Here is a 9,158-nt window from a genome sequence, read left to right as displayed (position 1 = left end):
ACAGGGAACCCGCCCTCGCTTCGCTTCGGGCACCCTGATGTCGCTTCAGGAAGGTACAGGCACCTCCGCGTTCAGTCTGCAGACAGCACAAAGGGACGGCATTATCCTCGCTCGGATAATACCGTCCCTTCTTGTACGCGTTTAGCTCTGCTGCGCCAGGTAGTTCAACAGTGTGGCGGTCAGCTCCGGGTCATGCGCCAGCGCCGTACCGTTCAGATGAGTCACCGGCGCAATCAGACGCACCGACGACGCCAACCACACGCCGTCCGACTCAAACAAATCCTGCGGGTAGAGCGGGCCGAAGCCCAGCTCCCAACCGGCCTGGCGTGCCGCCTCGAACACCGCACCCTGCGTAGTGCCGGGGAGGATGCCGTGGCTCGGCTCAGGCGTGTACAGCACCTTCTTGCCGTCCTCAATCTTGGCGACCAGCACCGAAGAAGTGGCACCCTCCAGCACGCGACGCTCGTCGGTGATGAAGATTGCGTCATCCGCGCCGCGCTCCTGCACATACCGCAGAACCGCCATATTCACCGCGTAAGAGAGGGTCTTCGCGCCCGCCAGCAGCCACGGGTAGGCGCTGTTATCCATCGGCTCGTGGCCACGCGGCAGCAGCATCGCCTTCACACCCTCGGTGCGGCGCTTCACGATGGAGGCGGGCACCGGCGACGCCATAATCAGCGTGTACGGGCCCGGCTGCATAGAAGTCACCGCCTGGGTGGGGCCGCGCGAAATAATAATCTTCACAATGTGCTCTTCACCCAGCGCAGTCTCGGCACCGGCGGTCGCCTCACGCATCAGGTGCTCCACCGCCGAACGCAGAATCTCGGGTTCCGGGTCAGGCAAATCCAGCATGCGCGCCGACGATTCGAGGCGGGACAGGTGCATGCCGAGCTTACGCACGCGACGGTTCACGGACAGCATGGTCTCGAAGACGCCGTCGCCGCGGGTGAAGCCCTGATCATCAACGCTGATGAGGGGCACGGACGGGTCAACGAAGATGCCCTGCGGGTTCTGCTCGTTCAGAAGAATTACGGTACTAGACATAGTTTTATTGTACGTTCGCATCCCTAACCGGCGAGGGAAGATACGCAGAAGGGACGGTGTTATCCATGCTCCTACAGGGGCACCCGTCCTCGCTTCGCTTCGGACACCCTGATGTCGCTTACGGATAACACCGCCCCTCCCGGGCATGCGCACAGATATGTACTTGTAAACGGCTAGTGACCAGCCGGCGCGCCGTGGCTCTTACCGTCCGCCGAGTAGTCCGAATCCTTACGCGGCGTAGTCCACAGCACCAGCGCCGTCAGGACCGCGAAACCCAGAATGGAGAAGCCCATCGGCAGGTACTCATGCTCACCAGCAATCGACACCAGCGGCGCCGCAACAGCACCCAGCAGAGCCTGAACCGTACCCATCACCGCCGACGCACTACCCGCCATGTGGCGCACCTCGTTCAACGCCAACGCCGAAGCATTACCGAAAATCAGACCGCACGAACAAGTCAGCAGGAACAGCAGAATCAGCGTCGGCACCAGCGAAATACCCATCAAGAAGCTGACCATCAGCAGCGAAGACACCACGAGCAGGCTAACCACGCCGACGTTCACAATGCGGCGCTGCGCCACACGACCAACCAGCTTCGTCGCAATCGCGCTGAACAGCACAATGCCGAACGAGTTCACACCGAACACAATCGTGAACTCAGTCTCGGACAAGCCCAGAATCTTCTGCAACACAAACGTCGAACCGGAAATATACGAGAACAGCGCACCAAACGCGAAGCACATCGTCAGCATGAAACCCAGGTAGCGGCGAATCTTGAAGACCTTCGGCAGCTCAGAGTACACGCTCAGGGCGGTGCCTTGGTAGCGTTCCTCCACCGGCAGGGTCTCCTTGATTACGAAGAGCACGCCGAGCATCATGATTGCGGTCACCACGCCAAGCACATGGAAAATATCGCGCCAATTACCCCACGACAGCACCCAGCCACCAAACAGCGGCGCAAGCACCGGCGCGAAGCCGTTAATCATCATCATGACGCCCATGAGCTTAGCGGTCGCCAGGCCCTCAGTCGTATCAGCCACCATGGAACGCGCCAGCACCGCACCAATCGAGCCGGTGAAACCCATCAAGAAACGCGCAAAAATCAGCAGCTCAATATTCGGTGCGAAACCACACGCCACCGTCGCAATAAAGCAAACCACCGCACCAATCAGCAGCGGCTTGCGGCGGCCCGTCTTATCAGACAGCGGGCCAACAACCAGCTGGCCGAGCGCCATACCCACCATGAACGCGCTCAGAGTCAACGAGGCGTTCGTGCTGGTGGTGTTCAGACTCTCAGCGACTGCGGGCAGCGCCGCCAGGTACATGTCCGTAGCCAGCGGTGCGATAGCGGTCAGCAGCGCCAGAACAACAATAAAAATGGGCGATAGCCCGAAGGAGGTCTTAAACGACTTCGAAGACATTAGCTTTAGTTTTTCTTTCTGCGTGATGCGCGTGCAACGGCGCCTGCGGCTCTACACGACGTGGATGCGGTGGCACCGCCCCTGGGGATGAGCTTGCGCGGGCTGGAGGCACAACCTTTTCACCCTAGCAGAATTGGGTGTGGCTTTGTAAGTGGAGCGTTTGACCTTTTTTCGATGAGGGTGTGAAGAGGGTACGCAGAAGGGGCGGTGTTATCCACGCTCCTACAGGGGCACCCGTCCTCGCTTCGCTTCGGACACCCTGATGTCGCTTACGGATAACACCGCCCCTTGAACGGTTTGTGCCTGCCGCTCAGCACCCACTGCACTGAAGAGATATTTGAGAAATATTCTTGAGAAGCATTGCTCGGTCCAACCGCATAACTTACGCTGGTCATACCACGCGGTACGACCGGAGGGACATCCTCAGATGCGCAATCACTATTACAAATATTTGCTATGCATTCTGTTGCTCATAGCTTGCGTCTTGCTCGTAATCTTTGCTGTGCTTTCTCCTAACAACCCGGGTAACGGCAAAGACGGCACTGCCTCCACGCACGCGCCGGAGAACAGCTCAACCTACTGGGATAAAGACCGCATGGAATCCGCCAGCCCGGCTCCCATGCCTAAGTAAAACAGTGCCTGAATAAAACAGCCTCTGAATAGCCGTAGGGCCCAACGCTTCGAGATACACAAAGCATTGGGCCCTATCGTCTTATAGGCGGCCGCTACTGCGCCGCGCTGTCGTAGATGAAGTCCACGGTCGCGTAGTCTTCCGGGATTTCGGCGAGCAGCGCCTCCTCCTGTGCCGCCCAGCGCTCCCAGTGCGGGCGGAACGTGTCACCGTCACGAGCCATGGCGCGTTCGTGGCGCACCTCGTCCGGGGCGGTGGCGAGAATACGCACCTCGCAGGCGCCCGCAATCGCGCCGACACCCTCACAGATGATGACCTGCGTAGCCGCCGGGTCGACGGTGCGCACCTCACCGGGGGCGCCCGCCTCCCAATCCCACGGGGTGTAGGTACCGGCAATACCTTCGGTCAGCTGCACGGATAGCGCGTCCCACGCCTCCACGCCGTCGAAGAGGCCGTCCCAGCCGGGGTAGAAGTCGTCCAGGTGCAGCACGTGCACGCTGTGCCCGGCGGCGGTGAGCTCCTTCTCAAGCTGCGCGGCGAGGCTGGTTTTGCCGGTGCCGCTACGGCCGTCAATGCCGATAATCAGCGGGATCTGCGCGAAGTCGGCAAGGAACTGCGCACGGAATTCGGTGAATTCGGCGGTATCCATGTCAAAGTCGTTGCCGATGCCGTGCTCCAGACGCAGCATGTCTTTGCAGAGTTCCAGGATTTCGGCGGTGCCGGTGACGCGGCGGTTCTGGTTCAGGGGAATACGCTGACTCACTGCGCCTCGCCTTCCTGCTTGAGGTGGTTGACGAGGCCGCGTGCGGCGGCGTCAATGAGTTCGGTGGTGTACACGAAGTCGCGTTCGCTACCGTACCAGGGGTCGTAGATGCCGAGCTGGTCCAGGTGGGTGGTGGTGACCTTCGGGTCGAAGCTGCGCATCATGCGGATTTTGGCTTTGTCGTCGTCGTTGCGGGCGAGGGCTTTGAGGCGCAGGTAGTGGGGTGCGTCCATGGCGAGGATGAGGTCGTTGCGGTCGAAGTCCTCGACGGTGAAGACGCTGGCGCGGTGCGCGGACGGGTCGATACCGCGGGTGGTGAGCTGCGCGGCGGCGCGCGGGTCGATGCGGTTGCCTTCTTCTTCGTTGCTGATGCCGCTGGAGGTGACGGTGACGGGCACGCCGGCTTCTTGGGCGTGCTGGCGGATGAGGTATTCGCCGACGGGGGAGCGGCAGATGTTGCCGGTGCAGACAGTCATGATTCGGTACATGGTTCTAGTGTATCGGTGGGGTGCTGGGTGGGTGGGCGAGGTGGGTGATTGTGAGGGCTTGGCGGGCGGCGACGTGACGGGCGGATGCGCTCGCCGCCGGGTGCTGCCGCTACCTGACCTGGGCGCGCAAAGGCCCCGCCGACGTGGGATCGGCGGGGCCTCTTAGCGATGAATCTTATTCAGTGGGCTTTTCTTCCTCGGTATCTGAATTTTCAAGAGGTTTTGCTGGATCGCTCACGCGAGTATATTTCTGTTTTTCTTCATCCCACGAATCGGGGTCGAAGAGACGAGCCCCTGCTGGAAGATATTTGGTAATTACCTCATTATTAGGCAGGATAAGATCTGTAGATCCATATTTTACGCCAGGCTTATCTTTTCTCTGTATGAAATTCCAGATATGGTTACAATTATATGGAAAATAAGATTCTGAAAAGTCTGTATCGTAGGGTAATTTTGATAGTTCAAATATTACGGAGCCTGTAGACTGTAATCCCTTGAAATCTGCACTTACTTCAAAGTTTGTATGCGAAAAATCTACCCCATCCTTAAAATATGCATTTCTAAATGCAATTTCATCTTTAAAATATCCTCCAGCAAAAGATGCCTTGCGAAGGAACTCTGACGATTCAAAGCCGGTATCTCCAATAAATATTGTAAATGAAAAATCTGCCCCCGAGAAAGATAAGTTTCTAAGCGGATAAAAAATAACTGATCGCGAAAAATTATATGAAAAATTATTCCAATGTTTTTGGTCATTTTTACTGAGAATCTCATTATTTATTCTTGAACTTATCTCTTTAAAAATTGATATTCTAGTGTCTTGCTCATCTATAAGTTTTGCTTGGTCTGCTCTATAATCTCCTTCGTAATCTTCTGGGGGCATGTCGTAATTGATTCCGTCATAAGCCATAATATTTCCGTCGATAGCAAGAGAGAAAGGTGAACGGATATAAGAGCAGAGGCTGTTGATAATAACCTGGCCTTCTTTCTGCTGATTTTCTGGGGTGAGAGTTTCATCAGCAATCCACTCATCGACCAATCCCACCAAAGTATAGATACCACCCAGACGGACGGCTGCTTTTTCGTTGGCGAGCTGCTCAACAGCTTTGGCATAGCGGCTGCGGCGCTCTGCATGAACCTGGCGGGTATGGTCGTTCTCGTTTTTCTCTTTTTCCTGGTTATTCCTTCGGTGAGTTTCACCAAGAGTAATGACACCTAGAAGACCACCGGTGGTGTAGAGAAGAGCCTGGCGAAGAGCTGAGCCATCATCATCTTTAGCAAAACCTGAGTTAACTGCGATAGGTAGGAAGAAAGCTGCGGCTCCGCCCAAAACTGCGATTGCACCAAGCCAGCAGTAGAACAGGGACACTTTCTGCTTGAGATTGCTGAAATGTGCAACGAACAAGAAAACGACAACTAAAACTGTGCATACGCCAAGCAACAGCCCGGCCCCCGTTGGTGGTTCTAAATGCATGTGTCTAGTTCTCCTATCTACTTTGAGAGGAACGGTCACTTTTCAGCATAGTGCACAGCGGCCTGTAGTGAGTCACCCTTAAACACACGTGAAGGCCCCGCCGACGTAGGGCCGGCGGGGCCTTCGGTTTTATGAATCCTTCTTTTTAATTCTCGTAAATATTCTCTTGCATATTGATGATAATTTCTTAGTGCACTCCTTAGAATGGTTCACGTGAGTGAAGCTCTGGAAATTTTTAATTTTAATCTCTACGGCAAAATTGCAACCTTTAGGAATGTCGAAGAGCGTGCCAGTAGGTGATTTGATTCGCTCTGTCTCGATCTTATAGCGACTATTTCTTGAAACGTTAAATTTATAATTTTCAGGATTAATTAAGTAGGAGAATTTAGCGTTATACTTGCTGTCGCCTTCCTGGATGCTAAATACTGGAGAGGAACTAAAAAATGCATTAGTAAACGTTGCTTCATTAAAAAATGTGGCAGTTCTGAATTCTGCGGTATTTTCAAACCGAGATTCTTTAAAATCTACAGGGCCTTCAAAGTATGTTTCACTGAAACTTGCGGGGCCTTTGAACCTTGCTTTATCAAAATATGAATTTTCAATGAAACGCGTTTTTGTGAAGTCAGCATATCCTTCAAAAATTGATGGGGTAAATGCTACATTTTTGTGGAAGGTGGCAGGGCTGAAGTTTGCGTACCCGGTAAAATATGTGGATTGGAATTGGGCAGTCCCGTAGAAAATTGCAGAATCGAAATCCACCCCTTCAAGAAATTTAGAATTCCTGAAATTAGCTTCTCCGTAGAAGATGGCTCTTTTGAATATGGGGTTTTTGAAAGTTATATTATTAAGAGGGTAGAAGATCGTCGATTCGGTAAAATTGAAACTAAGTTTATCCCATTCTTTTTTTCGACCGTGACTATTTATTGCGTTGTGGTATATTTTATTAAAAACAGTCCTTCGGACCCATTGTTCTTCTAATAGCAACTTGCGATCATTGAAGAAGTCTCCATTATATTCTGGATGAGGTTCCTCCAATTCAAGAATTTCTCTTTTTGATGCTAGAGGAAAAGGGGTGCGAATATATGAACAGAGAGTATCGACAATAGCTTGCGCTTCTGATATACGGTCATTTTCATGAGAGAGGGTAGCTCTATCCTCAAGCCACTCATCGGCAAGTTTGACTAGAGTATAGATACCTCCGATACGGATTGTTGCTTTTTCATCTGCTAGCTGTTCAACAGCTTTGGTGTAGCGGCTGCGACGCTCTGCATGAACCTGGCGGGTATGGTCGTTCTCGTTTTTCTCTTTCTCTTGGTTATTCTTTCGGTGAGTCTCGCCAAGGGTGATGACACCTAGAACACCACCGGTGGTGTAGAGGATGAGCTGCCGAAGAACCGGACCGTCATCGTCCTTCCCGAAACCAGAATTGATAGCAATGGGCAGGAAGAAACTTAGCAATCCACCAAAGAAGGCTATGGTAGCAATCCAAAGATAAAACGGTTTAATTTCTCGTTTCTTCTCCGAAGAAAAAAGGTTATCGATGGCAAAGACGATGAATGTAAATACGCCGGCAGTAAGTAATCCCATAGCTACCCACTGAGCGATAACGTCCCATGTAGTAGGCCCTGGGCTCGGAATCATGAGGCGCGTAGGAGACGAGCTAGGGTCAGGGGTCACTGATGGTTCTCCTGTCTTCTCTGATAGGAACGGTCACCTTTCAGCATAGTGCAAAACTGTCTGACATGGGTTGCTATCAGGTATAAACGATGCCCCGCTCGGGGCAGCACTGTGATAGGCGGATGTGTCCGCGGAGGCACACTTGCTACGGGTGTAAAAAGGCCCCGCCGACGTGGTTCGGCGGGGCCTTTTACACAGTGAGGTCTTATTTAGCGGGCTTTTCTTCCTCAGTATCGGAATTTTCAAGAGGCTTTGCTGGCTCACTGGTTTCTCCCGAGCTGGGGTCGAAGAGTACCGTTCCCACAGGGATGTGGTGTTTTACGCCGTCCCTTAGCTCAGCTTCTCCTGGAGGAATGCGGAAACTACCTTTACTAACCGTGAAGTTATGTGCTTCCTGATTTTTGGCCAGAGCAGCAAAATGTGCTCTAAACGGCATCCCTAAGACTTCAGAAGTTTCCACAAACTTTGGTGAGCTTGAGCTAAAGGTTGCCTTGCTGAAGTCCGCGGTTTGGGTGAAGGCCGCCTCGCCGAAGCCCGCGTTTTGGGTGAAGGTCGCCCCGTTGAAGTTTGCGTTTTGGGTGAAGGTCGCCTCACTGAAGTTTGCGTTTTGGGTGAAGGTCGCCCCGTTGAAGTTTGCGTTGCTGTAGAACTTGGCAGAAGAAAAATTACCTTTCTCAATCGTGATGGCGTTGAGGGGATAGAAAATGGGTGCTCGGCTGAAATCGAAATCAAAGTCACTCCAGATTCCTGGAACGGTTTCGAATATTTCACCCTTATCATTCTTGGTGAAGGTACTACTGCGCTTGCTCATCTCAACAAAGACAGTGCGGCGCACATCCTGTTCTTCATGAAACGCCGCCTGATCTTTGGAGAAATCTCCTTCATAGTTTTCAGGCTCTGAATCGCCCTCAAGCATCTCTGCTTTTAATGCCGGGGTGAAGGGAGAACGAATGTAGGAGCAGAGGTTATTGATAATAACCTGCCCTTCTTTTTGCTGTTCTGCTGACTCGAGGGTGTCATCAGCAAGCCATTCATCAACGAGACCAACAAGGGTATAGATACCGCCCAGTCGGACAGCTGCTTTCTCGTTTGCTAGTTGCTCTACAGCCTTGGTGTAGCGGCTACGACGCTCTGCATGAACCTGGCGGATATGGTCGCGTTCGTTCTTCTCCGCATCCTGCTCATTCTTCTTGATATCAGCTTCGACCTTTCGACGGTCAACTTGGTTCTTCCAATTAGTCTGCAGAAGAGTCAGAATCGCAATAATTCCACCCGTGATGTAGAGGAAGTGCAAGCGCAAGTCTGAGATAGACTTCTGCTCCGCTTCGCCGGATAGTCCACTCTGGCGTAGCCAACCGGTATTGGATGGAATCCAAAGAGCAGCCACTCCTCCAATAAGCCCGAGTGAGACAAGTATTAGGAAGAAGCGCCGAATATAAAAAGGCGGTTTCTCTGTTGAGGTCTTATTGTTTGCCAAGATAATCTCCTATCTACTTTGAGAGGAATGGTCACCTTTCAGCATAGTGCAAAACCGCCTGAACTGCGCTTCTATTGGCTACATACAAAGGCCCCACCACACATTCACGTAGCGGGGCCTCTGGATACTACTGCGCGGGCTCACTGACGCGGGTGTACTCCTTCTGCCGTTCATCCCAGGAAG

Annotated in this window: 8 protein-coding genes; 1 reads left to right on the top strand and 7 read right to left on the bottom strand. The window is 52.9% G+C overall.

What is annotated here, in order from left to right:
• Positions 1 to 141 precede the first annotated feature (141 nt).
• Complete coding sequence (locus Q0216_RS03755) at positions 142 to 1,044, bottom strand: aminotransferase class IV (RefSeq protein ID WP_298593037.1); 903 nt, start codon at positions 1,042 to 1,044, stop codon at positions 142 to 144.
• Positions 1,045 to 1,217: 173 nt separating this feature from the next.
• A complete protein-coding gene (locus Q0216_RS03750; RefSeq protein WP_298593039.1) occupies positions 1,218 to 2,492 on the bottom strand; it encodes a multidrug effflux MFS transporter in 1,275 nt (424 codons plus the stop codon).
• A 457-nt stretch (positions 2,493 to 2,949) separates the two neighbouring features.
• Here Q0216_RS03750 and Q0216_RS03745 point away from each other — a divergent pair, with 457 nt between their 5' ends.
• Positions 2,950 to 3,096 (top strand): hypothetical protein, encoded by a 147-nt coding sequence (locus tag Q0216_RS03745; RefSeq protein ID WP_298593035.1) that lies wholly within the window; start codon positions 2,950 to 2,952, stop codon positions 3,094 to 3,096.
• Between the two features lie 94 nt (positions 3,097 to 3,190).
• Here the strand turns inward: Q0216_RS03745 and Q0216_RS03740 are convergent, their stop codons facing one another.
• The 5 genes from Q0216_RS03740 to Q0216_RS03720 all read right to left on the bottom strand — a co-directional run bounded on the left by Q0216_RS03740 (position 3,191) and on the right by Q0216_RS03720 (position 8,975).
• Positions 3,191 to 3,859, bottom strand: a complete 669-nt coding sequence (locus tag Q0216_RS03740; RefSeq protein WP_298593033.1) for a hypothetical protein — start codon at positions 3,857 to 3,859, stop codon at positions 3,191 to 3,193.
• Positions 3,856 to 4,335: a low molecular weight protein-tyrosine-phosphatase gene (locus Q0216_RS03735; protein WP_298593031.1), complete on the bottom strand. Its 480-nt coding sequence runs from the start codon at positions 4,333 to 4,335 to the stop codon at positions 3,856 to 3,858. Before Q0216_RS03735 ends, Q0216_RS03740 begins: the two co-directional genes overlap by 4 nt.
• A 187-nt stretch (positions 4,336 to 4,522) precedes the next feature.
• Positions 4,523 to 5,821 carry a pentapeptide repeat-containing protein gene (locus Q0216_RS03730; protein ID WP_298593029.1) on the bottom strand — a complete coding sequence of 433 codons (1,299 nt, stop codon included), beginning with the start codon at positions 5,819 to 5,821 and terminating at the stop codon, positions 4,523 to 4,525.
• A gap of 129 nt (positions 5,822 to 5,950) precedes the next feature.
• Positions 5,951 to 7,498 (bottom strand): pentapeptide repeat-containing protein, encoded by a 1,548-nt coding sequence (locus Q0216_RS03725; RefSeq protein ID WP_298593027.1) that lies wholly within the window; start codon positions 7,496 to 7,498, stop codon positions 5,951 to 5,953.
• Between the two features lie 205 nt (positions 7,499 to 7,703).
• Complete coding sequence (locus Q0216_RS03720; protein WP_298593025.1) at positions 7,704 to 8,975, bottom strand: pentapeptide repeat-containing protein; 1,272 nt, start codon at positions 8,973 to 8,975, stop codon at positions 7,704 to 7,706.
• Positions 8,976 to 9,158: the final 183 nt, after the last annotated feature.

Source organism: uncultured Rothia sp. (assembly GCF_937976295.1).
Classification (GTDB): Bacteria; Actinomycetota; Actinomycetes; order Actinomycetales; family Micrococcaceae; genus Rothia.
The sequence above is the reverse complement of the archived record's forward strand: the minus strand, read 5'-3'. Positions and strand labels throughout refer to the sequence as shown.

Excerpts from the sequence above, each read along its gene's own strand:
- Q0216_RS03755 (WP_298593037.1), bottom strand. The coding sequence starts at position 1,044 with ATGTCTAGTACCGTAATTCTTCTGAACGAGCAGAACCCGCAGGGCATC.
- Q0216_RS03735 (WP_298593031.1), bottom strand. The coding sequence starts at position 4,335 with ATGACTGTCTGCACCGGCAACATCTGCCGCTCCCCCGTCGGCGAATAC.
- Q0216_RS03730 (WP_298593029.1), bottom strand. The coding sequence starts at position 5,821 with ATGCATTTAGAACCACCAACGGGGGCCGGGCTGTTGCTTGGCGTATGC.